The sequence below is a fragment of the Amycolatopsis ruanii genome (assembly GCF_003385175.1).
Classification (GTDB): domain Bacteria; phylum Actinomycetota; class Actinomycetes; order Mycobacteriales; family Pseudonocardiaceae; genus Amycolatopsis_E; species Amycolatopsis_E thermalba.
The window spans coordinates 1-1,322 of the sequence record NZ_PQHY01000166.1; the positions used below are offsets into that span (position 1 = coordinate 1).

The 1,322-nt window shown below is 70.3% G+C and carries 2 protein-coding genes; one reads left to right on the forward strand and one right to left on the reverse strand.

Annotated features, from left to right (window positions below):
* Positions 1–637 (reverse strand): manganese catalase family protein (locus tag D0D28_RS35400; RefSeq protein WP_116115557.1); only part of this gene is annotated, 637 nt, incomplete at its 3' end.
* 137 nt (positions 638–774) lie between these two features.
* Between D0D28_RS35400 and D0D28_RS35405 the strand changes: the two genes are divergently transcribed.
* On the forward strand, positions 775–1,302 hold the full coding sequence (locus D0D28_RS35405; RefSeq protein WP_116115559.1) for a MarR family winged helix-turn-helix transcriptional regulator: 528 nt from the start codon (positions 775–777) through the stop codon (positions 1,300–1,302).
* Positions 1,303–1,322 lie beyond the last annotated feature (20 nt).

The window sequence follows — 1,322 nt, forward strand, 5'->3', positions numbered from 1 at the left end:
GGTCTTCTTCGTCGAGCAGGGCGTTGGGGGCGATGTCGCTTTCCAGGCCGTCGGCTTGGAGTTCTTCGATGGCGCGCAGCCACTGCTTCTGGTGCACGGTGTCGCGGGCCAGGTTGAACTTCAGCATTTCCTTCACGCCCGGGTCGTCGGTCATGTTGTACAGCCGCGCGGTCTGCAACCGGCCCTGCGCCTCGGCGGCGGCGTTGGCCCGGAAGTCGGCCAGCAGGTTGCCGGAGGCCACGATGTACTTGCCGTTCCACGGCGTGCCGTTGGAATCCGCCGGCATGGCGCCGCCGCCGGCGACGATGGCCTGCTGCGGGTCCATCCCGCCCAGCACCGCGGCCATCACCGGGTCTTTGGCGGCTTCGGCGGTGGCGGTGGCGGGGGCGCCTTCCAGCAGGCGGGCGACCATGGTGGCCAGCATCTCCACGTGACCGATCTCCTCGGTCGCGGTGTCCATGATCAGGTCCTTGTACTTGCCCTCGATGCGGCAGTTCCAGCCCTGGAACAGGTACTGCATCGTCACCGTCATCTCACCGTAGGCACCACCGATCAGCTCCTGCAGCTTCCGGGCGTAATACGGGTCCGGACGCTCCGGCTTCGCCTCGAACTGCAGCAGTTTCGTGTGTCGGAACACAGAGATCTCCTTGGGAAACGAAGGAAAGTTGCATTTCGGTACGCGTACGCAGACGGAGGGCTTCCCCCGCACGCGCCGGTTATTCGTGTTCACGCCGCCGACTTGCGGATCCCACCCCGATGAACTATGCATGAGTCATGCATGATGAGCGGCTGGCGAATCTCCTCGGCGCGCTCGCGCTGACGGTGAACGACCTCGCCCTCACCGACGCGACCGCCGCCGCTGGCACCAGCGTGAGCGGTTCGGCGGCGCTGGTGGTGCTGTCCACCGCGCCCGGGCTGTCGGTGACGGAGCTGGGGCGGAGGGTGGGGCTGAGCCAGCCCGCCGCGGCGCGGATGGTGGACGTGCTGGAGCGGCGGGGCCTGGTGGAGCGGCGGCCCACGCTCGCCAGGGCGGTCGCCGTGCACCTGACGCCGATGGGCGCCGAGGCGGCCGCGCGGATCCTCGCCGAGCGCGGCGGACGGCTCGGCTCGCTGGCGGCCGCGCTCGACGAACGGGAGCGGGAGGTGTTCGCGGAGCTGGCCGGAAAGCTGCTGACGGCGGCCTACGAGCAACTCCCCGAGGCCGACCGCCTGTGCCGCCTGTGCGACCGCGCGGCCTGCACCGCCGAGGGCGAGACCTGCCCGGTGGGCGCGGCCTGCCGGGCGCGGGAGGCGGGGGAATGAGGGGTGAGGTGGTGCCGGCG

What these genes read in the sequence shown, in the direction of transcription:
- D0D28_RS35405 (WP_116115559.1), top strand. Translation starts at nt 775, where the DNA reads ATGCATGATGAGCGGCTGGCGAATCTCCTCGGCGCGCTCGCGCTGACG.